This window comes from Wolbachia endosymbiont (group A) of Andrena hattorfiana (genome assembly GCF_947179565.1).
Lineage (GTDB): Bacteria > Pseudomonadota > Alphaproteobacteria > Rickettsiales > Anaplasmataceae > Wolbachia.
The window spans coordinates 145,156-166,129 of sequence record NZ_CAMXBT010000002.1 but is presented as its reverse complement, the minus strand read 5'-3'; the positions used below and the strand labels follow the sequence as shown (position 1 = coordinate 166,129).

General features: G+C 34.2%; 23 protein-coding genes and 1 pseudogene. 14 read left to right on the top strand and 10 right to left on the bottom strand.

Features of this window, described 5'->3' with window-relative positions; translation table 11 throughout:
• Positions 1-64: 64 nt before the first annotated feature.
• Together OM966_RS02560 and murC are read right to left on the bottom strand one after the other, a co-directional pair.
• The gene (locus OM966_RS02560; RefSeq protein ID WP_264328700.1) at positions 65-508 is read right to left on the bottom strand and encodes a hypothetical protein; all 444 of its coding nucleotides are present in this window, start codon (positions 506-508) and stop codon (positions 65-67) included.
• A gap of 109 nt (positions 509-617) precedes the next feature.
• Positions 618-2,183, bottom strand: a complete 1,566-nt coding sequence (gene murC, locus OM966_RS02555) for a UDP-N-acetylmuramate--L-alanine ligase (RefSeq protein ID WP_264328699.1) — start codon at positions 2,181-2,183, stop codon at positions 618-620.
• Between the two features lie 26 nt (positions 2,184-2,209).
• Here murC and OM966_RS02550 point away from each other — a divergent pair, with 26 nt between their 5' ends.
• Positions 2,210-2,884, top strand: a complete 675-nt coding sequence (locus OM966_RS02550; protein WP_319604405.1) for a septal ring lytic transglycosylase RlpA family protein — start codon at positions 2,210-2,212, stop codon at positions 2,882-2,884.
• Between the two features lie 682 nt (positions 2,885-3,566).
• Here OM966_RS02550 and glyA read toward each other — a convergent pair.
• Together glyA and OM966_RS02540 are read right to left on the bottom strand one after the other, a co-directional pair.
• A complete protein-coding gene (gene glyA / locus OM966_RS02545; RefSeq protein WP_264328697.1) occupies positions 3,567-4,844 on the bottom strand; it encodes a serine hydroxymethyltransferase in 1,278 nt (425 codons plus the stop codon).
• A 46-nt stretch (positions 4,845-4,890) separates the two neighbouring features.
• Positions 4,891-6,096 carry an MFS transporter gene (locus OM966_RS02540; protein ID WP_264328696.1) on the bottom strand — a complete coding sequence of 402 codons (1,206 nt, stop codon included), beginning with the start codon at positions 6,094-6,096 and terminating at the stop codon, positions 4,891-4,893.
• A gap of 489 nt (positions 6,097-6,585) precedes the next feature.
• On the opposite strand from OM966_RS02540, the gene OM966_RS02535 reads away from it, so the two are divergent.
• Positions 6,586-7,074 carry a hypothetical protein gene (locus tag OM966_RS02535; RefSeq protein ID WP_264328695.1) on the top strand — a complete coding sequence of 163 codons (489 nt, stop codon included), beginning with the start codon at positions 6,586-6,588 and terminating at the stop codon, positions 7,072-7,074.
• Positions 7,075-7,127: 53 nt separating this feature from the next.
• Here OM966_RS02535 and OM966_RS02530 read toward each other — a convergent pair whose 3' ends face one another.
• Complete coding sequence (locus OM966_RS02530; protein WP_264328694.1) at positions 7,128-8,321, bottom strand: pyridoxal phosphate-dependent aminotransferase; 1,194 nt, start codon at positions 8,319-8,321, stop codon at positions 7,128-7,130.
• A gap of 69 nt (positions 8,322-8,390) precedes the next feature.
• Positions 8,391-9,407 (bottom strand): uroporphyrinogen decarboxylase, encoded by a 1,017-nt coding sequence (hemE, locus tag OM966_RS02525; RefSeq protein ID WP_264328693.1) that lies wholly within the window; start codon positions 9,405-9,407, stop codon positions 8,391-8,393.
• A 402-nt stretch (positions 9,408-9,809) separates the two neighbouring features.
• On the opposite strand from hemE, the gene OM966_RS02520 reads away from it, so the two are divergent.
• Positions 9,810-10,628, top strand: coding sequence for a transporter associated domain-containing protein (locus tag OM966_RS02520; protein WP_253307227.1), 819 nt, complete (start codon positions 9,810-9,812; stop codon positions 10,626-10,628).
• A gap of 71 nt (positions 10,629-10,699) precedes the next feature.
• On the opposite strand, the gene OM966_RS02515 is transcribed toward OM966_RS02520, so the two are convergent.
• Entirely contained in the window at positions 10,700-10,936 is a 237-nt protein-coding gene (locus OM966_RS02515) for a hypothetical protein (protein ID WP_405197135.1), read from the bottom strand.
• 122 nt (positions 10,937-11,058) lie between these two features.
• Complete coding sequence (locus OM966_RS02510) at positions 11,059-11,343, bottom strand: hypothetical protein (protein ID WP_264328692.1); 285 nt, start codon at positions 11,341-11,343, stop codon at positions 11,059-11,061.
• Between the two features lie 133 nt (positions 11,344-11,476).
• Between OM966_RS02510 and purM the strand changes: the two genes are divergently transcribed.
• Positions 11,477-12,514, top strand: a complete 1,038-nt coding sequence (gene purM, locus OM966_RS02505) for a phosphoribosylformylglycinamidine cyclo-ligase (protein WP_264328691.1) — start codon at positions 11,477-11,479, stop codon at positions 12,512-12,514.
• Here purM and purC read toward each other — a convergent pair.
• Positions 12,511-13,233 (bottom strand): phosphoribosylaminoimidazolesuccinocarboxamide synthase, encoded by a 723-nt coding sequence (purC, locus tag OM966_RS02500; protein WP_253307224.1) that lies wholly within the window; start codon positions 13,231-13,233, stop codon positions 12,511-12,513. The genes purM and purC overlap by 4 nt on opposite strands.
• Before the next feature lie 74 nt (positions 13,234-13,307).
• Between purC and trmD the strand changes: the two genes are divergently transcribed.
• From trmD to OM966_RS02455, 10 genes are all read left to right on the top strand, one after another.
• A complete protein-coding gene (gene trmD / locus OM966_RS02495; protein ID WP_264328690.1) occupies positions 13,308-14,018 on the top strand; it encodes a tRNA (guanosine(37)-N1)-methyltransferase TrmD in 711 nt (236 codons plus the stop codon).
• Positions 14,002-14,379 carry a 50S ribosomal protein L19 gene (gene rplS / locus OM966_RS02490; protein WP_253307222.1) on the top strand — a complete coding sequence of 126 codons (378 nt, stop codon included), beginning with the start codon at positions 14,002-14,004 and terminating at the stop codon, positions 14,377-14,379. Before trmD ends, rplS begins: the two co-directional genes overlap by 17 nt.
• A 249-nt stretch (positions 14,380-14,628) precedes the next feature.
• Positions 14,629-15,879, top strand: coding sequence for a PstA family ABC transporter permease (locus tag OM966_RS02485; RefSeq protein ID WP_264328689.1), 1,251 nt, complete (start codon positions 14,629-14,631; stop codon positions 15,877-15,879).
• 6 nt (positions 15,880-15,885) lie between these two features.
• A complete protein-coding gene (locus OM966_RS02480; RefSeq protein ID WP_264328688.1) occupies positions 15,886-16,683 on the top strand; it encodes a phosphoribosylformylglycinamidine synthase subunit PurQ in 798 nt (265 codons plus the stop codon).
• Positions 16,684-16,702: 19 nt separating this feature from the next.
• The gene (locus tag OM966_RS02475) at positions 16,703-16,900 is read left to right on the top strand and encodes a hypothetical protein (RefSeq protein WP_264328687.1); all 198 of its coding nucleotides are present in this window, start codon (positions 16,703-16,705) and stop codon (positions 16,898-16,900) included.
• Complete coding sequence (locus OM966_RS07325) at positions 16,884-17,105, top strand: GNAT family N-acetyltransferase (RefSeq protein ID WP_405197141.1); 222 nt, start codon at positions 16,884-16,886, stop codon at positions 17,103-17,105. The genes OM966_RS02475 and OM966_RS07325 overlap by 17 nt, the downstream gene beginning before the upstream one ends.
• A gap of 321 nt (positions 17,106-17,426) precedes the next feature.
• Positions 17,427-17,615, top strand: a complete 189-nt coding sequence (locus tag OM966_RS02470; protein ID WP_253307219.1) for a hypothetical protein — start codon at positions 17,427-17,429, stop codon at positions 17,613-17,615.
• Positions 17,609-17,926, top strand: coding sequence for a recombinase family protein (locus tag OM966_RS02465; RefSeq protein WP_264328686.1), 318 nt, complete (start codon positions 17,609-17,611; stop codon positions 17,924-17,926). The genes OM966_RS02470 and OM966_RS02465 overlap by 7 nt, the downstream gene beginning before the upstream one ends.
• Positions 17,927-17,957: 31 nt before the next feature.
• Positions 17,958-18,446 (top strand): recombinase family protein, encoded by a 489-nt coding sequence (locus OM966_RS02460; RefSeq protein WP_264328685.1) that lies wholly within the window; start codon positions 17,958-17,960, stop codon positions 18,444-18,446.
• A 369-nt stretch (positions 18,447-18,815) separates the two neighbouring features.
• On the top strand, positions 18,816-19,232 hold the full coding sequence (locus tag OM966_RS02455; RefSeq protein ID WP_264328684.1) for a hypothetical protein: 417 nt from the start codon (positions 18,816-18,818) through the stop codon (positions 19,230-19,232).
• 219 nt (positions 19,233-19,451) lie between these two features.
• Here OM966_RS02455 and OM966_RS07510 read toward each other — a convergent pair.
• Positions 19,452-20,399: pseudogene (locus tag OM966_RS07510) on the bottom strand (IS5 family transposase).
• Between the last annotated feature and the right edge of the window lie 575 nt (positions 20,400-20,974).

Genomic DNA, 20,974 nt, shown 5'->3' with positions numbered 1-20,974 from the left:
AGTGGACATTATCTATACGAAAAGTAAAGTATATGGAGGAAGTTTGCTTCCTCCATATAACTAGCTACATAATATGACAAGGATTGAAATCAAATTCTCGGTGCTCATCTACTAAATAAGAATCATCGTAGTTTTGAAATTTTATGTCAGTTGTAAAGTGGATGTTTTTCAAATCAGAACAATCTGTACTTTCTATGTTGATCATTTCTGATAAAAATTCAAAGTATAAGCTTTGGCCAAAGGGGTCATGTTTATGAGGTGTATAGTTAAACTCAATAACAGTCTTACCTTCCTCTTGGGTACTTTTAATTGCTCCGTCTGTTTCAACAAAAAACGACGTATCGGAAATTTGTATATTTTCCTGTGTATCAATTGTTATTTTTACAGTAGCTCCCTTGACATTTGGAATTTTATCCCACGTCATTGCACCACCATTCTGCTCAACTATATCAGATACTTTCACTTGGAAAGTGTCACTGTTTTTCTTAATAAATTTCTCTAGTTCCATAAAACCCTCTTAACTAATAAAATATTAATATCAATTATATAAATATCAACATGAAACTCAAGCATTACTTTTTAATTTTGAGTGTAAGAACATTGAAAACTTAGATTATTTAAGTAAGTATCTGTACGGTCTCTCTGATTAACTTAGCTATATTACTACCAGCACCAATAAATAATACTATATCACCTGGACTTGTCGAATCACTAATAAAATGTGAAATGAGCAGAGCATCATTCATAATCTTTACATCATTAAACCCATTACTGATTAAAGCTTTTTGTATATCATCAATCCCACAACCAGGAATAGGCTTGTCTTCTGGGGGATGAATAGGAGTAAGGATTACATAGTCAAACATCATAAAGATCCTTATGAATTCACCAAAAAAATTACGAACGCGAGCAAAACGAAGTGGTTCGATAATTCCTATTACTTTTCCTTTAGTAATCGAACGTGCAGCCGTTAAAGTTGCATATATTTCATTTGGATGATGGGCATAATCCTCAATTAACTTAACACCTTTAATATTGGCAATCACAGAGAATCTTCTTGCTACTCCTTGAAATTCCAAAAGGCCTTTTTTAATCTCTGCATTGCTAATCCCGAGCTTTATCGCAACTGATATTGCAGCCAAGGCGTTGCTGACCTTATGCATCCCTATTGCGTTTGCTAGTATTACATTTTTTATGTTTCTGGATTCCAGTGTCAAGCACTGGAATGACAGAAAAACAGGTGTTATCCCATCACCTTCTATCATTCCAGTACTTGACACTGGAATCCAGTTGTTCAACACGTCAAATTCTATGCTGTTAGCATGCTGTTTAATGTTACTTGCTCTGACATTACTCACTTTGGCAAAGCGTGACGCTGATTTTTTTTTCTGGATCCCAGTGTCAGCTACTTGGATGACAATGTCATCATCCTCAAATCCAAACATCATAGAGTTACTTGCATCATAATTAATGCCTACAGAATCAGGCAAAACTGCAAAATCTGCTTTGCTTATAAACTGAGAAAACGCATTTTTAATATCGTCGAATGTACCATAATGATCCATATGATCGTCGTTAATACTCGTTATGACAGCAATATTTGCAGGAATTTTTAGCACGGTTCCATCAGACTCATCAGCTTCGATTAAAAAAATGTCACTCTTTCCAAGTCTTGAATTACTCTGATACGAATTTAGTATTCCTCCTACAATTACAGTTGCATCAATATTAGAATGATCAAAAATAGAAGCAATCATAGCCGTTGTTGTCGTCTTTCCACTTGAACCCGAAACTGCTATCACATATTTATCTTTCATAATTTCAGTAAGTATGTCTGACCTATGCAAAATGGTTTTATTGTTATTTCTCGCTGTTACTAACTCCACATTATCAGATTCTATCGCAGAAGAATGTACAACTATTTGAGCTTGGCTTATATTATTAGCATTGTGACCAATAAAAACCTCTATGCCCAGCCTTTGTAATCTATCTACATTGTTGTTTGATTGTGCATCACTGCCTTGAACTTTGTAATTGGAATTGTGAAGAATTTCAGCAATGGCACTCATTCCGATTCCACCTATACCAATTATATGTATTATTCTTTTTTGAGTTTTGTTAATATTTAGCAGTAGATGTTTACTCATTACTAAATTTATTATAGTATAATTTAAAATCCTCATAGTATCGAACCCTCTTACCGAATACAATGATAAAAAACCTAGCCTTCCTATGTCTAATATTTGTTTTGATGAGTAGTTGCAGTTTTAGCAACAGGTTTAATTGCACTGCAGGTCATTACAAAATTGGCTGCAGCTACACAATAAATGGTATAACTTATTATCCAAAAAACTGTAAACACTATGAAGAGATAGGGATAGCGTCGTGGTATGGAATAGAAGATCATGGCATGCTTACAGCAAATGGTGAAGTGTTTAACCGTCACTTGATCTCTGCAGCGCATAAGACTTTGCCCCTACCCTGCTTTGCTCTTGTCACTAATTTAGAAAATGGAAGAAAGCTTGTTGTAAGGATTAACGATAGAGGGCCTTTTATTGAAGGCAGAATAATAGACTTATCAGAAAAAGCAGCTCAAGTCTTAGGATTTCATAAAGTAGGGCTTGCAAAGGTAAAAGTTCAATACCTAAGAAAGATGTCAGAACAATTGATACAAAATACTCCTCATTACAGAAAGCAATATGAAAAAGAAATGCAGAAACGTCACCCAAAACAAGACAGTGCAGAAAGTAAGGGATATGTTGCATTTTTTAAAAGTGCTCAGGCTGCTAAATCAGCTGCATCAAAGCTTCGCAATCAAGGAATAAAAAATGTTAGATTGCTTTTTAAGAACGATCAATATTGCGTGAAAGTGAGTTATAGGTAGTGGTGAGTGCAGAATTCGAAAGATTTGGTTAATGTAAGAAACGCTGGCTAACTATTGTAAGTTAAAAATATGATATAAAAAAGATATCAACAATTTATAGCTACCGCCGCGGATAGATCCCGCTAACAAGCAGCGGGATGACGGTCGTCATGGTGTCATGAAAGTAGCTAACACTGGTTTCCATCCAAGAGGGTGTCATCCGAGTAGCTTGACTACTTGGATCCAGAAAACTTAACTCTACACCAAGTAAATGTACAATAAGAACTAGATTCCAGACTGGGATGACAAAAAAAGGAGCGCTGACCATTTTCGGTCTCTTAAGTTACTTTAGCCATAAATACTTAAGAAATTTACTAAACGAAAAAAAAGGCAAAAGAAGCCCCGTGGTGCGAGTTTTGACCCTATAATAATTTAAACTGGCGCTGTAATAATGTGCTGACGCTTAGTTTAAGCGCGGTTTGGCTGAATGTAGAAAAAATTTAAAAGACATGCAGCCGCTATAATTTTATGTAATCCGCCAAAAAATACCCTAAGTTTTTTACTGAATTTTGTCATTGAACCTGCGTAGATCAAAAACAAGCTTTGAGTCACAAATACCCTTAATACTACAATAAGGGAGCTGGCAAAGCTTGTCAAGCAACTTTTTCCGTTTCTACCAACTACTTGGATGACACCACATAAATTAATAAATAGGAAAATTACTACAAATCTTTTCAACTTTAGTTTTTACTGCTTTTTCGACACTTGAGCTATTTCCGCTGATTAATCCCTGAACCACTTCATTTACTAGGCTGGCTATCTCTTTAAAATTTTCTGCCTCAAGTCCGCGTGTTGTCTCAGCAGCGGTGCCAAAACGGAGCCCTGAAGTGATGGTTGGCTTTTCTGTATCAAATGGTACAGAGTTTTTATTGCAGGTAATGCCAGCCCTCTCAAGGCTATCTACAACGTCTTTTCCAGTTAATTTCTGCGATCTTAAGTCAACTAGCACTATATGAGAGTCAGTGCCACCGGTTATAATGTCGAGTCCATGCTTTTGCAATTCTTGAGCTAGTACTTTCGCATTTTCCACGACTTTCTTGCTATAAGTCTTAAACTCTGACGCTAATGCTTCTTTAAATGCAACAGCTTTTGCAGCTATTACATGCATAAGTGGCCCGCCCTGCAATCCTGGAAAAACTGCAGATTGAATTTTTTTGTGTAATATTTCATCATTGGTCATCACTATTCCACCACGAGGACCACGCAAAGTTTTGTGAGTCGTGGAAGTCATAACATGTGCATATTCAGCAGGAGATGGATATTCGCCCGCTGCAATAAGCCCTGCATAGTGAGCAATGTCTGCAAGCAAATAAGCACCAACTTTATCTGCAATTTCGCGAAAACGTTTGAAGTCCATTTTCCTTGGATAAGCAGAAGCGCCAGCTATGATCAATTTTGGCTTATGTTTGAGTGCCAGCCTTTCTATCTCATCCATATCCAGCAAGTAAGTGTCTTTATTCACTGTATATTGAATTGACTTAAACCATTTACCAGAAAGGCTTGGTGCCGCACCATGAGTTAGATGTCCACCGCAACTCAATGATAATCCAAGTATTGTATCGCCTGGAGTAAGCAGTGAAGCAAATACCGCCTGGTTTGCCTGAGAACCAGAATGAGGTTGAACGTTTGCAAATTTAACACCGAACAGCTTACAAAGTCTTTCTATAGCTAGACTTTCAACTTTGTCCACATGCTCACAACCACAGTAATACCTTTTGCCTGGATAGCCTTCTGCATATTTATTAGTCAGAAAAGAGCCTTGTGCTTCCATTACTGTTTTACTTGCAAAATTCTCTGATGCAATTAATTGCAATTGTGATTTTTGACGTTGTAACTCTTTTTCTATAAACTGATAAACCTCGTTATCAAAAGACTTTAAACTATTTTTAGAGCCACAGATTTTTTTTAAAACACTCATCATAGATCAAACCTCGCTTTAATTTTAAGATGCACAAGCAATTTTAAGACTATTTATCCTGCTTTTTTAACCATAAGAGCCCAAAAACAGCTATTAGCAAACATACAGGAATAATAGATGTTGCTTTTATCAGCAATTCAGCACTATACACAGGATTTCCTTGTATTACTGTTCTATCCCAACACAAATTTATTATTTTTGCGATTCCAGTGTGAAAAAAATAGCCAAAACCCATGACTATCATGTTTGACACAGATGTAGCTAAGCCTACTAAGTTATTATTTACATAACTTAGTGCTTTATAAATTGTAACTACTTGATATCCAGATGCAAAGCCGATAATAAAAAGCGTAGGTAATACAACATACAAGCCACCAATCTGAGTAAAAAGTAATAGAAAACCGGCGATCATTGCAAATGAGCATGAAATTATTACTTCATAATGCTTATTTTTATACTTTTCCAATAAATAAGTCAAAGAGAATGATCCTGTTAACATTCCTATCAATATTACGGAAGAGAGAGAAGATGACAAGCCTTCATTCATTTCATATACTTCAAAAAAGAATGCTTTCGCCCAACCATCAGCAAAACCTTGCATTGGACCGACCATGAGTCCACCAAAAAAGCTAATTAGAATAATATGCTTGTTGAAAAGTATGTTTTTCAAGTCTCTAATGCTAACTTTTTCCTGTTGAGCATTGCTTTCAGGCGTTACTAAGAACAGTAACAGAGCAAGTAAACACCCGAATGCTGAGAAGGTATAGATAACATAATTCCAGCCAAATTTATTGAGTAAGAAGTCTAACGGTAATCCGCCACATATCCCCCCCAAAGTTCCTATAATTATGGATAAACTAGCCATTCTTGCCGGTTTTTCTTGCGCAAAATACATGCTTGCAACTTTAAAAAGCCCAATTGCTGAAGCGGATGACCCAATTCCAACGACTATTCTGCCAAGTATTGAATAATACCACTCATCAAAACATATAAGCGGTAATGTTCCGGTAAATGTTAAAACAATACAAGCAGGCAAAACAAATTTTGGCCCAAATCTATCAAGGAAAAGACCAACAGGTATATGAGCTAGCGTATAGCCTACATAGTATAACCCACCAAACTGGCCAACATCTGTAATACTTATGTTAAATTTTGTTATCAATCCAGGCGCAATTATGTTTGGAATTACGCGTAATATATATTGGTACGCATAAAACAGTGACGCCAACAACCAGATTAAAAAATTCCTCTGCAATACTTTACCCCAAAGCTAGTATTATAGATACTCTGTTTATAGAAAACAATATTTTTATGAATACTTATTTTAATTTACCGGAATTTTATACAGTTGAACTCATATTCAACATAAGTAGTTTATGCATTAACTAAATTTTCCAGGTTCAATTTTGGATGATGGAAAAAGTTCACTTTTTCTATTTTTAAAAGAGACATTTTATTTTACTTATAATTTTTTCTACCATATCTACAACTGGCTCATGAATAAGGTATATGAAAAAAAATTACACCACAAATGACAAGTATATTTATGATTTTGCCCTTATTCATCTTTATCTTGAGCTTCACTTTTGTTACAAGATCCATTTTATTTATGTTTTTATTTCATGCTAACAATTATATATTAAATACTATAATTTTCAGTAAAATTTGACTTCAGAAGTACCCTATTAACTCAATATTAACCTTTCTACATGTAAAATAGTTAATATAACATTGAGGTAGGTTGATGAACATAAGCACAATAGATAATACATTGCAAAATTACATAACAAAATACATTGAACAAACATTCGCTACACATGTGTCAGGCAATAGATATGACAAATTGTATAGGGAACTTCTAAGTGGCATAGAAGAGATAATAAAACTCACTATAAACGAAGCAAAACATTATGACAAAAGTTTGGAAAATCTATATAACGATTCAAGATTTAATAAGAAATTTATTCAAGCTGTTGCTAAACATCAGGTGTCGGAATTTTTAAATACTCACCCGAAAAGAAAAGAAATTGTTGCAGAATTTTACAATGAACATCACATTGACGAAAGTGATTTAAAGACTCTGGAGAAAGGGAAATATTTAGTAAATAAAATAAATAACATTAACTTACTGCAACGAAATGAAAAAAATGAGGAATTCAATATTAGAAAGACACTTGCTCACTCAATAAAAACGCCTTCCATAGAAAAATACAAGTTAGAACATTCAAGATAACCTTAGTGAATATTTTTGACGCGGTGAAATGGGTAATTTATGGATAGTCTATTTCATTTTAACTCCTGGCACGCTTTAGTAATACTATCACATCCAATTTCTAATTGTTCCTGAGAGGTTGCATAAGAAATTCTGATAAAATTTTCTAGACCAAACGCAATTCCTGGAACCACAGCAACTAAATGATCCTCTAGCAGGTATTCAGTGAAATCAAGATCATTATTTATTACTTTACCACTTTTTGTACTCTTACTGAGCAATCCTTCACACGAGACAAATAAATAAAATGCGCCTTGCGGAATGTATGCTGATAATCCCGGAGCAGAATTTAGCTTTTTCACCATAAAATCTCTACGACTCTTAAAAATCCTTGTTCTTTCTTTCAAAAAACTATGGTCACCGTTTAATGCTGCTGCTGCTGCTGCTTGTGCTATCGAATTTGGGTTAGAAGTGCTCTGAGACTGCAGCGTAGAGATAGCTTTTACTACATCACTTCTACCTGCAATATACCCTATTCTCCAGCCTGTCATTGCATAGGCTTTTGACACTCCATTGACTACAAAAACTCTGTTGTAAAGCTTTGGCTCAACCTGAGTGATAGTAAAAAACTTTTCGTCGTATATTATATGCTCATAAATATCATCTGTAACGACATTCACATGTGGATATTCAAGCAATATTTGTGCTATGTCTTTCAATTCATCATATGTGTACACAACTCCTGCAGGATTGTTCGGTGAGTTAAAAATTAACCATTTAGTTTTTTTAGTTATCCTGCTTTTCAATAATTCCGCTGTCAGTTTAAAATTTTGTTTGCATTCCACTACAACTGGTAAGCCCCCAAAAAGATTTACCATATCAACATATGAAACCCAATAAGGAGCTGGAATAATAACTTCATCTCCAGAGTTAATTGTTGCCATAAACAAATTGAATAACACCTGCTTAGCGCCAGTACCAACACAGATTTGGTTAAACGTGTACTCGAGGTTATTATCCCTTCTTAACTTATTAATTATTGCTTCTTTCAGCTCACGCGTTCCATCAACAGCAGTATACTTAGTTTTACCTTCACTTATTGCTTGAATAGCTGCTTTTTTTATATGATCTGGAGTATCAAAATCCGGTTCTCCTGCAGCTAAAACACAGATCTTTTTTCCTTCTTTTTTTAACTTATTTGCCTTATCAGTTACAGCAATCGTAGGTGATGGTTTTATTAGGGACATTCTTTTTGCAAGGTCTGACATATCTTACTGAAGCTAAATTCAAATGATAAACCCTGTACAGCAAAAAAGCTAGGAATTTTGTGTATTGTATTAGTAGCTTTTTACCAAATTCACCAACGCAGTGATATTTTCAACTGGAGTATCAGGGAGTACTCCATGTCCGAGATTAAATATGAAGGGTGAATCTCTAAAGCAATCTATTATACGTTTTGCTTCTTTTATTGCTTCCGTTTTATTATAGGCTAAAAGATTAGGATCAAGATTTCCTTGTAGAGGGATTTTTAGATTCGCTTTCGCCCATTCTATTGGGACATTATAATCTATACTTACTGCAGATACACCTGTTTGTTCACAGTAATCCTTATAAAGATTTCCAGCAGACCTTGGAAATCCTATTATTGGAAAATCAGAAAATCTATCCTTTATTGCCAAGGTAATTCTCTTTGTTGGTTTGATAACATATTCTTTAAACAATGGTTCCGATAATGCACCAGCATTACTGTCAAATAGCTGAATAACATCTGCTCCAAATTCTATCTGTTTAATTAGATAAATAATCGTTGCTTCCGTTATTCGTTCAATTATTTCCTTCAAATACGAAGGGTAAAAATTTAATACTTTGGAAAAAGTTTTGCTGCTTCCACCTCCTATGATATATGAAGCTACTGTCCATGGGCCACCAGCAAATCCTATAAGAGGCTTTTTTTTTGATAGCTGACTTCTGACTTTCTTTATAGCGTTTAGAATTGGTAAAATTTTAGCTTCAATGTCTTGTGGACTTTTCAATTCTTTAGGATTCTTTATAGGTTTTATTCTCGGGCCCACATTGCGCAGGAAATTCACGTCACAACCCAAAACATCAGCTATTATTAAAATGTCTGAAAAAATTATCGCCGCATCCACGTCAAATCTTGTCACTGGCTGTAATGTCAATTCTGTCACTAAATCTGTGTTGTAGCATATCTCCATAAAATTATTCATATTTTCCACTGCTTTGCGGTACTCAGGAAGAGACCTGCCAGCCTGACGCATTAGCCAAATAGGCACTCTTTCACCTGGCTCATTTTGTTTGATAACTTCTACTATTGTTGTTTTGCTGCTTTCCAATCTATTTTGTCTATTCTTCTGTATACTAAAGTATAGTAGTAATAATAGTTCTATCAACAACTTGTTACTAACTTAAAATTCAGTAAAAATTGGCGTTGTTTAATTTGTGGATAAATATGTTAACAACTTCTATATGCTATTGATTTTCTGTTATGATTTATGTGTATAAGTAAGATGTTCAGAGTGTTAGTAATTTTCTTTTATGGAAAACATTTTACCATCATGCATTGTTACATAACTATGTATATGTCGTTGAAAAAATTGTTGATCAATTGTTGGTATTTTATATCAACAAATAATTCACAAATTAATTTGACATTATTCACATGCTTATTAAACATTTAATAACAGTTTTCTTGATAAATCTGATCTGAAAACGTTTTTGCCGTTACAGGGAATAAATTGAGTAAAAAAGGAACCTTAGTAGAAAAAATAGCATATAGAATTTTTCTCTTCCTTTTCAAAAAAGCTTCTGTGTTGAAAAAGTGTGCGACTGAAGCATTAATGAAAGATCTGCCAGACCTTAATATATTTAATGGTCTATTAAAATTCCGCGATTGTGGTATAATGGATATAATGACTCCACGTACAGAGATATGCGCAGTAGACATTGAGTCAAGCGAGCGTGAAATAATAAAGAAGATAAAAAACACTTGCCACACTAAAATACCAATTTATAGAAATAACTTTGATAACGTAATAGGCTTTTTTTATGTAAAAGATGTTATTTTTAATAGGGATAAAAATTTTAATCTGAGAAATATTATACAAAGCGTAATATTTGTTCCGCCCTCGATGAAGACAACTAATCTTTTTGTTAGGATGAAATCTTCTAAATCATACTTAGCTATTGTATTGGATGAATATGGTGGAACTGATGGTTTAATTTCAATGACCGATCTTATAGAGGAGCTAATACCAAACATTGATAGTGAGAACGAAATAAATTCAGAATATACCATTACTGAATTGTCTCAAAATAAGTTTGAAGTGTCAGCAAGGGTTCTTATAAAGGATATAGAAGAGGATCTAAAAATAGAATTACGTGACCCTGAAGAAGACTATGTTACACTTGGTGGTTTGATTCTTTCGATTGCTGGTAAAGTGCCTTCTGTAGATGAAGTCATTAAATATAAAAATGGTATGAAGTTTATCATCAAAGATGCAAATGAGCGCTACATTAATAAAATAGTACTAGACTTAAGTGATTACAAAAATTAGATTTGGAACCCCTTGTCGGGGAATGTCTTGCCTTGAAACGAAGAAAAAGTTGTAATAACCAAATATGCAACTCAAGTTATAGTTAAACCTATCTCCAGCAAATTATTTTCGCAAGTACAATGCATTTCAGTGTTATAGTACTCTAATAATAAAGAGGTCATATAGATATTAATATCTTTTGTATTTAAATTAGTGTCATTTTTTTTGATTAATTTGTCTACTAATGATTTGCTTATTGGTTTGTGTTCATTTAGAATTTTTATAGTTAATAGCATTTTATCTTCTGTTTGACTCAGTAAAACAGACACTAGTTCAACTCCCGCCACTGCGCTGGCTACAGTTAGCACCATATTAGAAATTATCTTATTTATCTTTTCAATTAAATCTTCCTTATTTTTTGCAGAGTATGCGTCTATTTTCCACGTAAGCTTTACTTTTTTTTTAATAAATAATTTTCGATATTAGATTTGGTCTGATCAAAGCTGTAATTATCTGCTGAAGAAGAATATGCCTGCTTCATAACTTTATGTTTATATATTAAATCATCGGAGCTTTCTTTAAGAAACGACAACGCTTCCTTCTGCGCATCAGCATCGTTCTTATCTATTACTTCAAGCTCTTCTAAGCCAAACATTATTCCATTCATAGAGTTAGCAAAGTCATGAAGCAGCCGTCCTGATAGCAGCTCCGTTATTAACAGTATGTTTTTGTTCATTGGATAATTATAAATGATTTAAGTTACCCTATATTGGTAAACATATAATAGTCAATTAAGAGAAAGTTTCGTTGCACTTTTTATATCAAGGCATTAATATAGTATTAACAATTTTAAAATTTATAGAAGGATTATGAATACTTATATCAGATCAGGAATAGATCTTGAGCTATATAATAAGTTAATAAAAGAAGTCAAGCCTATTGCTCAAGAAACTACTAGAGAAGAAGTAATCAGCAAAATAGGTTCATTTTCTGCGTTGTTTGATTTTGCTGCACTAAGTAAGAAATATGACCATCCAGTACTTGTTTCCTCAACTGATGGAGTAGGTACGAAACTATTGATAGCTCAAGAAGTGAATAGGCATGATACTATAGGTATAGATTTAGTTGCAATGTGTGTAAATGACTTACTTGCACAAGGAGCAACGCCTTTATTTTTCCTTGATTACTTTGCAACAGGCGTTTTGAGCAAGGACGTTTTATTATCTGTGGTCCAAGGCATTGCAAAGGGGTGCAAGCAAGCTAAAATAGCATTGGTTGGTGGGGAAACTGCAGAAATGCCTGGAATGTATGATAATAATCACTATGACCTTGCAGGGTTTGTGGTTGGTATAGTTGATCGAAAGCAAATTCTTCCAAACTGTAGCATGATGAAAGTAGGTGATTATATAGTTGGCTTAGAGTCAAGTGGAATTCACTCAAATGGGTTTTCTTTGGTGCGCCATATTTTCAAAGGCTTAGGTATAAATTATAACGATTCATCTCCATGGAATAATCAGCTTTGGAAAGAAGTGTTGCTCGAACCAACAAAAATATATGTTGATTCTTTGTTGCCTATTATGCCAAAGGTAAAAGGCATTGCAAATATAACAGGTGGTGGCTTGATAGATAATATTCCGCGGATTCTTCCAAAAAACTTATTTGCAAACATAGACATTAATTCCTGGAAATGGCCAGATATATTTTTATGGCTAACAAAGGAGGGTAAAATAGAGAAGAAAGAAATGCTAAAAACATTTAATTGTGGTATTGGCATGGTATTGATCGTAAGTCCTGAGAATATGCAAAACGTGAAAAATCATTTCCAAAAACGTGGAGAAAAAATTGAAATTATTGGAAAACTTGATGAGGCATGTAACCCTCCACTTGATAGAGTAGTATTTAGTTAGTCTAACTTTACTGACAGTCTTTTTGCAACTTCTAGGTACGCTTCCTTTAAATCTCCTAAATTCAAACGAAAGACGTCTTTATCTAGCTTTTTATAAGTATTTTTATCCCATAACCTGCAGTTATCAGGGCTGATTTCATCGGCTAAAATGATTTTAGTACTGTCATTTATTAATCTGCCAAATTCTAACTTGAGATCAACTAAATATATACTTGCATTTGAAAATAGGTGGACTAAGATTTCGTTGATTTTTAAAGTTGTAGTTTTAACTTCATCCATTTCTTTGCTAGATAGCCAATCAAAATACAGTATGTGATTTTCATTCACCATTGGGTCGGCTAGGTCATCATTTTTGTAAAAAAACTCGATTATAGGAGATGTAAGTGCCTCACCTTCTTTGATATTAAAACGTTTGCAAAAGCTGCCAGCTGCAACATTTCTAACTACCACCTCAAGAGGTATTATCTTGAGCTTTTTGACTAGCTGTTCTCTTTCGTTTAGAGTTTTTATAAAGTGCGTGCTAGTTCCTGCTTCTTCAAGCTTTTCCATGATAAAAGCACTAACATGATTATTAATTATTCCTTTGCCCTCAATAATTTCATATTTTTTCTTATTGAATGCTGTAACATCATCTTTAAAGTGCTGTATAACAGTTGATGAGTCTTCAGTTTCAATAATGGCTTTCGCTTTACCTTCGTATATTGTTTTATTCAGTGACATGCTTAATTTAACTATATATTATATCAATTTACTGTTCTTAGAGTATAGCTCCAAATAACTTAAAATAAACCTTAATGGCATTCAATGTTACAATATTAACCATATTTCCAGAAATGTTCCCCGGGTTTTTGAACTATTCTCTTGCCGGAAAAGCGTTAGAAAAAAAAATATGGAACCTTGAAGTAATAAATATTCGTTCTTTTGCGAAAGATAAACATTCAACTGTAGATGATGTTCCATATGGAGGTGGAGCAGGAATGGTTATGCGTTCTGATGTAGTTGGTGATGCAGTAGATAGTATGCTCTCTGTTCATAAAAACACTAAGTTTATTTACATGACTCCATCTGGAACTAAGTTTAATCAGAATATTGCCAGAGAATTATTAGAGTTTCCTCATATAACAATATTGTGTGGTCGATTTGAAGGTATTGACCAAAGGATAATTGATGCGTATACTCCTTATGAATTAAGTATCGGAGATTATATACTTTCAGGAGGTGAGCCAGCTGCGATGGTGGTTCTTGATGCATGCATTAGACTTCTTCCAGGTGTGGTAAATAATTCCGATAGTATTATTGAAGAAAGTTTTAGTTATGATGGTGGTATGCTTGAATATCCTCAATATACTAGACCTGAGCAGTGGAAGGGATATAAAGTACCTGAGGTTTTGTTATCTGGCAATCACAAAAAAATAAGTGATTGGAGGCAGAAGCAGTCTCATGTTATAACAAAAAAGCGTAGGCCTGAATTATTGAATGGAGAGATAAATGACAAATTTACTTAAAAAATTTAACGAGCAGCAAATGCAAGTGTTAGCTAAAGAAATACCAGAATTTCGTCCTGGTGATGATTTGAAGGTCACTTTTAAAGTAGTTGACGGTGCAAGTGAACGTATACAGATATTTGGAGGTGTATGTATATCAAAAAGGAACCGCGGGTTACATTCTTCTTTTGCAGTCAGAAAAGTGAGCCATGGAGAAAGTATAGTGTCTCAATTTTTTGTTTATTCTCCTGCACTGGTTTCAGTGCAAGTGACAAGAAAAGGAAAGGTTCGTAGAGCAAAACTGTATTATCTATGCAAACTATTTGGAAAAGCTGCAAGGATCAAAGAGCGTACTACTTATGTTAAAAAGAAATCTAAGTAGATACAATAGGGAGTGATGTCAATTGTGTCATCCCAGCACTTCCCCAGTGTCATCCAAGTAGCTGATACTGGGATCTACCTTATTCTATATCATGGATGTTGTTTTTAGCATGGAGTCTTTTACCAATTACCTGATTTGTAAATATTTTTATAACTGGATTCCAGTGTCAAGCACTGGAATGACATCAACGTTTATTAAACTGGACGTTTATACAGCTGTGGGCTTGACGATAGGATCCAGGAAAAATAAATGATTATAAAGAAAAAATTCCTTAAATTACTTCAGTCAAGGCGTGTACATGCTCGTATAAAAAGGAAAAATAAAAAGAACAGAGTGTTACGCTTTTGCTCTTTCACGGCACTAGTTATCTCACTTGGCTGTCCTGTGTGTATATTGTTGAGTATATTAGTTAACTCTTACAGTGCCTTAACAGTAACGAAAATTTTATTGCCAATTGAAATAAGTGCTGATCTTACTTTAACAAATAATCCTAGTGATTTGCGGTATAAGTCCATTGGCTTACTCAACGATTCTTTACGTAAGGTGTTTAAAGGAACTGATTTTAAAGACAGTGACGAAATTTTAAGTCGTAATTCTTACAAAGAACTAGAGAAATTTTTTCGTAAGAAAGTAAAAGATAGTGGTGAATATGAGATCTGGTTTACCGCGTCAAGTATAATTAATTCAATAAATAAAGATAAACATTTAAATGATCGTTATGCTAAATTACTTGATTGGCTAAAAGAAAAGAGGAGAGTGAAAAAATTTTTTAATAAGTCTTTATTCCTTAAATCTGACTCTCGTGAACCTGAGAATGCAGGGATTTTAGGGGCATTTATCGGTTCATTAATGACAATTATAGTGTGCCTAGCATTAGCATTACCAATAGGAATTATGTCGGGCATCTGTCTTTACGAATTTATGCCTAAAAATAGGCTAATGACTAATATTGTAGAAATTAGCATGAATAATCTTGCTGCAGTGCCTTCAATAATATTTGGTGTAGTGGGCTTAACTCTCTATCTTGGAATATTTGGGCTACCACGCTCTTCACCACTTGTTGGTGGAATGACTCTTTCATTTATGATGTTACCTAATATTATAATTGCAACAAAAAATGCCTTTGCGAATGTTCCTATTACGATAAAAGATGCAGCGTTTGCGCTCGGTGCGCCTCACATCAAGGTGATATTAGATCACTCTTTACCGATTGCGTTACCAAGAATAATACATGGTACTGTGCTTGCAATTGCAAGGATTTTAGGTGAATCTTCCCCTTTACTTATGATAGGTATGGTGGCATTTATTGCTGATACACCTACGTCCTTTTTCGATCCGGCGACTGTTCTGCCTGTACAAATATACATATGGTCAAGTAGTCCTGAAATTGCATTTATTGAACTTGCTGCTATTGCAATTATAGCTTTATTATTGGTGTTATTTGCGTTAAATTTAGTAGCAAATTTTGTAAAAAAGAAATTCGAATTTTTTAATTTTTAGCAATTCATGAAAATCACAGTCCTATCTGGTTATGGCTTAAATTGCGAAAAAGAAACCGCATTTGCATTTATGGAATGCAGCAGAAAACTTGGTATTAGTAATATTGAAGTAAAAATCGTTCACATTAATGATATCATAGATAATCCAAGTGAACTGAAATTAAGCAATATACTTGCAATTCCAGGAGGTTTTTCCTATGGTGATGACACTGGTGCTGGTAATGCGTTTGCTTTACGTATTAAAAACAACTTGTTGGATGAGTTTCAAGAGTTTTTATCTCAGGACAAGCTGATTATAGGAATATGTAATGGTTGTCAGATATTAGTAAAATTAATTCCAGAGTTCTCTAGTCTAGCTTTAATCCATAATGATATAGGCAATTATCAATGCCGTTGGATTAGAGTGGGAGTTAATCCGCAGAGTAATTCTGTTTGGCTACGGGGCCTGAGTGAACTATATCTCCCTATTGCTCATGGGGAAGGCAAATTTTTTATGGATCAAGATATTTTGAACCAATTGATTGAGAGCAATTCCACTGCATTACGTTACATTGATGAAAATGGCAACTATGCTAACCTACAATTTCCTTACAATCCAAACGGATCTACATACGACCTAGCAGCTTTATCAGATAAAGGTGGAAGAGTGCTAGCTTTAATGCCCCATCCAGAGAGGGGAATATTTTTTACTCAGCAAGATAATTGGCCTCTTGAAAAAGAAAAGAGCAAGCGTTTAGGTATTGCTGTGCCAAAATATGGTGATGGAATGCTTATATTTGAAAATGCACTAAAGTATTTTTGTTAAAATTTATTGGTAGGGGTTTATGGTCGAAATTGAACAAATATCTCCTGATATTGCAGAAGATTTATGCTGCAAGATTACAGCTAATTTATCAGAGTATTTTGGTTTGCCAGAGTGTAATGAGCATTATGCTGTGGGTGTTCGTTCTTGCAAAAATTTAGCTGCAAAAATTGATGGAAACTATATCGGACTTCTCAGTTTAGATTTTCCCCTATCCTAATAACAGCAATATCTATTGGATGGCTGTCTTTCGTAATTACCAACGCCAAGGAGTAGGGTATAAGTTAGTCGAAGCAGCATGTAGTTTGGTAAATACTGCCAGAACAATGACTGTTGAAACCCTGAGCCCAAATGCATCAGATGAAAATTACCTAAAAACTTACAAATTTTATGAGTCTTGTGGATTTGAACCATTATTCAATTAAAACCCCAAGGTTACAAGTGGAACATGGTTTACATGATGAAAAATCTCAACCAAATTCATCAGAACAGACCAGAAAAATATAGCTAAAGTGGCTTAGATTTACCTACAATTTGAAAAACAACAAATTCGTCATTCCGCTACTCGTTAGCGGAATCTATGCTGAGATACCGCGGCGGTATGACGTAGGGACTCCGCCAACAATATTGGAAGAAATCTGAAACTTGAGAAAACTATTTCCCGAAAGCTTCTACAAAAAGAACAGAGAGTTGAATTTATTTATAGAGCTAGTGATCAAATAACCATATGTCTCGATGAATAACATATGGGAGAGCTAATGGGCAACAAGAAATTAATAGTTTGTATTCGTTGTAGTTATGAAGTGAATAGATTAGCAGAGTTGTATCTATTAGATGCATATGAAAAATTAGTGTTAAGTAAACCAATAAAAGTGAGCAAAAAGGAAGAAAACTCTGAATGTAAGAAAGTAGATTTGAGGAGGGTTAAATGGTAACAGTTAGATTATATGCAAGAGTTTCTTCAGGGAGACAAGCACAAGAAGGTACAATAGCAAGTCAAATTGCTGCTATAGAGAATCAAATTAGTATGGACGGACATAAATTATTAAATGAATATAAATTTATTGATAATGGTTCTAATATAATCCGTCCTGGTTTAGAAAAATTACGTGATAAAATAGCAGAAGGTAGCATTGATAAGGTTTATATTCATTCTCCTGATCGTTTATCTCGCAAGTATGCATATCAGATGGTATTACTTGAAGAGTTCAAGAAACTAGGAGTAGAAGTCATTTTTTTAAATTAGCGATAATCTAGAATCTCAATTACTATTACAAATGCAAGGTATGATAGCAGAATATGAACGTGCAAAAATCATGGAAGGAAGCTGCCGAGGAAAGATTTATGCAGCCAATAAGGGTTATATAAGTGTAATGAGAGCTGCTCCTTATGGCTATCATTATATAAATAAAAATACAGAGACAGGACAAGCCTTATTTGAAATTTATGAAGAAGAAGCTGAAGTTGTGCGTAAAGTATTTTTTTGGGTAGGAAGAGAAAGAGCGAGTATAGGAGAAGTATGTCGTGGGCTAAGTGCTATGTCCGTTATGACGCGAACAGGAAAAGAATATTGGGATAGGGCTGTAGTTTTGAGTATGTTAAAAAACTCTGCTTATAGAGGACAAGCAGCTTTTGGTAAAACAAGGTTAGGCGTAAAATTAAAACATATAAGACCAAAAAAAACTCCTGCGAGCAACCAAAAGATAATTATTCTACTTATTCTGTTCCAAAAGAGGATTGGATTTATATTAAAGTACCTAGTATAGTAAACGAAGATTTATTTGATATAGTTCAAGAACAATTAGCAGAGAATAGAAAAATAGCAAGAACAAGACAAAGAGGAGCAAGATATTTATTGCAAGGTTTAGTAGTATGTAAGCTTTGTAATTATGCATATTATGGTACTAGCACTGCAAGGAATAAGGAGGGAAAAAACTAATAATCAGGTTTATTTATCGTTGTATTGGCACGCCGTTTTGGTGGTAATAAAATGTGTAACAACAAATTAATTCGTACAGATACATTAGACATAACTGTGTGGGAAGAAGTAAAGCATCTATTAAAAAATCCGAATAGAATATTAGAGGAGTATAAACGAAGACTTTCAGAACTTACCACTAGATCAAAAAAGCGCTTTGCTTGAAGCACAAGAAGATAAATTAAAACGAGGTATTGCAAGGTTAATTGATAGTTATGTTCAAGAATATATTGATCAAGAAGAATTTGAGCCAAGAATTAAAGCAATGAAACAAAACTTAAAAATGGTTGAAGAACAAAAGAAAAAAACATTTGATCAGAAAAAACTCACACAAGAGTTCACTCTAGTAGTAACAAATTTAGAGGGATTTTCCTCTAGTATTAACTCAAGTCTTGATAATGCAGACTGGCTAACTAAACGTGATATTATTAGAACGTTAGTTAAGCGAATTGAGATTAATTTTGAGGATGTGAACATCGTGTTTAGAGTGAAAGAGCTTCCAGACTCTTCTCATGGGGAGAAAAATCAATACTTACAATGTTGTTGTAGGGGTAATCATCCCGCTACTTGTTAGCGGGATCTAGAGATACTGCGGCGGTATGACGTCTCGCTTGCAACCTATAGCCTTGTCATTCCAGCGCGTGACGCTGGAATCCAGAAAACTTAACTGCAAGTAAATGAATTGGATTTGGTGAGTGTAGGCTTTAGTTAAAATGAAACACTTTCGATCAAAAACTGGATCCCAGTGGGCTTTGTTGCATCACACTTTATGAGATGGTGATTTATGGTAAATTCATGTAACTATCTCAAATTTAGCCATACCAATATCAGTGAATTTATTAAGCAAATAGCATTTGATTAGCAGTTCTTTTTCTCGATTTATCTCAGATTTATTCCTAAAACTAAATCCGAATATTTGCTTTAATCTTGAGAAAAACCCTTCAATATAAGATCTTTTCCCATAATTTACTTCTTTTTCCATTCTTTCATGCCATCTTCACCTTATAATTTTATTAACCTAATAGCAGCATTCCTATCAGACATATAATCTATTTCTGGATGTTCTGCCGCATTGTTTATTGGTAGAATTTTTGTCTTTATATCATATTCGTTACACAACTTATAAAACTTGTGCCTATCACATGCTCTATCTGCATATAGTGCTTTTATGGCATGCTGAAAATCAACTTCTTTTAGCAAATCACAAGCTCCATAGTGATCAGAGTAGACACCGTTACTGTATTTTACAGCTATGGCTTTTTTGTTGTTTATATTCAACATTACGTGCAATTTTCTCGTTTGCTCATAGCCACGATATTTTCTGTCAGTGCTATTTTCCTTGCTGTGTGTTGTTGTATATACTAATTCCTGTACTGTCTATAGCAATTTCGATATCTTCCATATTATTTTTATCAATTCTGCAATCATTTATCTTAATATTAAGTTTCTTAAACCTTCTTGATGCTTGTGAATAGCTGATAACTGCCAAATCTCTTCCTATTTGTTGCAAATACCCTTTTATAAACCCGACTGTTTGTCTTAAACCAATTCTAAAGAAACTGACGATTATATGCACCAAAATCACAACTTTATCACTATAAATATAGTTGCCGCCCTGCATTTTTGGACAATTCTCGTACCAATTTTCTATGGCTTCATTGATATAACAAAAAATGCTTCCTCTTTCTTGGAGAAATTTGTTATATTCATGGCAGTTACTGACTCTCATTTTTTGTGGCATATTTTTTCTTCAACAGTTAAATGGCTATTTATAATGAATTTTGTCAGTAACTGCCAGTTCTTTTCACTTGAGCAATGCAACAAAGCCCACTGGGATCCAGAAAAGTTTTCTTGTAAGCAAGCAAACTAGCATAGAAAGTGGTTGTTAAAACACAACGTTTTCGATGAGATTATATGGAAAACTAGATTCCAGCGTCACGCGCTGGAATGACACCATTTTCGGTCTCTTAAATTGCTTTAGCTACAAACATTAAGAAATTTACCAAGCGGAAAAAAAGGCAAAAGAAGCCCCGTGGTGCGAGTTTTGACTCTATATTATTGTAAGTGGCGCTGTAATAATGTGCTAACGCTTAAAATAAGCGCGATTTGGCTGAATGTAGAAAAATTTTAAAAGACATGCAGCCGCTATAATTTTATTTAATCCGCCAATAAATACCCTGAGTTTTTTACTGAATTTTGTCATTGAGCCTGCAGGTCAAAAACAAGTTTTGAGTCATAAATACCCTTATTGTCATAATAAGGGGGCTGGCGGAGTTTGTCAAGCAAGTTTTATGGCCTAGCGTCACACGCTGGAAT

Coding starts and splice junctions, on each gene's coding strand:
- OM966_RS02465 (WP_264328686.1), top strand. CDS start 17,609: ATGGTAACAGTTAGATTATATGCAAGAGTTTCTTCAGGGAGACAAGCA.
- OM966_RS02560 (WP_264328700.1), bottom strand. CDS start 508: ATGGAACTAGAGAAATTTATTAAGAAAAACAGTGACACTTTCCAAGTG.
- purM (WP_264328691.1), top strand. CDS start 11,477: ATGAATACTTATATCAGATCAGGAATAGATCTTGAGCTATATAATAAG.
- OM966_RS02485 (WP_264328689.1), top strand. CDS start 14,629: ATGATTATAAAGAAAAAATTCCTTAAATTACTTCAGTCAAGGCGTGTA.
- trmD (WP_264328690.1), top strand. CDS start 13,308: ATGGCATTCAATGTTACAATATTAACCATATTTCCAGAAATGTTCCCC.
- purC (WP_253307224.1), bottom strand. CDS start 13,233: ATGTCACTGAATAAAACAATATACGAAGGTAAAGCGAAAGCCATTATT.
- rplS (WP_253307222.1), top strand. CDS start 14,002: ATGACAAATTTACTTAAAAAATTTAACGAGCAGCAAATGCAAGTGTTA.
- OM966_RS02480 (WP_264328688.1), top strand. CDS start 15,886: ATGAAAATCACAGTCCTATCTGGTTATGGCTTAAATTGCGAAAAAGAA.
- OM966_RS02535 (WP_264328695.1), top strand. CDS start 6,586: ATGAACATAAGCACAATAGATAATACATTGCAAAATTACATAACAAAA.
- glyA (WP_264328697.1), bottom strand. CDS start 4,844: ATGATGAGTGTTTTAAAAAAAATCTGTGGCTCTAAAAATAGTTTAAAG.
- OM966_RS02530 (WP_264328694.1), bottom strand. CDS start 8,321: ATGTCAGACCTTGCAAAAAGAATGTCCCTAATAAAACCATCACCTACG.
- OM966_RS02470 (WP_253307219.1), top strand. CDS start 17,427: ATGGGAGAGCTAATGGGCAACAAGAAATTAATAGTTTGTATTCGTTGT.
- OM966_RS02510 (WP_264328692.1), bottom strand. CDS start 11,343: ATGAACAAAAACATACTGTTAATAACGGAGCTGCTATCAGGACGGCTG.
- OM966_RS02550 (WP_319604405.1), top strand. CDS start 2,210: ATGATAAAAAACCTAGCCTTCCTATGTCTAATATTTGTTTTGATGAGT.
- OM966_RS02460 (WP_264328685.1), top strand. CDS start 17,958: ATGCAAGGTATGATAGCAGAATATGAACGTGCAAAAATCATGGAAGGA.
- OM966_RS02475 (WP_264328687.1), top strand. CDS start 16,703: ATGGTCGAAATTGAACAAATATCTCCTGATATTGCAGAAGATTTATGC.
- murC (WP_264328699.1), bottom strand. CDS start 2,183: ATGAGGATTTTAAATTATACTATAATAAATTTAGTAATGAGTAAACAT.